The sequence below is a fragment of the Salmonella sp. NW177 genome (assembly GCF_051811585.1).
GTDB classification, from domain to species: Bacteria; Pseudomonadota; Gammaproteobacteria; order Enterobacterales; family Enterobacteriaceae; genus Salmonella; species Salmonella enterica.
Genome location: NZ_JAMMZV010000043.1, coordinates 1 through 247 on the forward strand (window position 1 = coordinate 1; position 247 = coordinate 247).

At 54.3% G+C, this 247-nt stretch carries 1 rRNA gene; it reads right to left on the bottom strand.

Features of this window, described 5'->3' with window-relative positions:
* Positions 1-247 (bottom strand): 23S ribosomal RNA (locus tag NA986_RS24425); the annotation flags it as partial.

Here is a 247-nt window from a genome sequence, read left to right on the forward strand (position 1 = left end):
AGCATTCGCACTTCTGATACCTCCAGCAACCCTCACAGGCCACCTTCGCAGGCTTACAGAACGCTCCCCTACCCAACGAACGTATCCTTAAACCGACTCGACTTTGTATACGCTTTGACGTCGCTTCGCTCCGTCAATCGTAACCCGCTGAATCGCTTTAAGTGATACGTTCGCTGCCGCAGCTTCGGTGCATGGTTTAGCCCCGTTACATCTTCCGCGCAGGCCGACTCGACCAGTGAGCTATTAC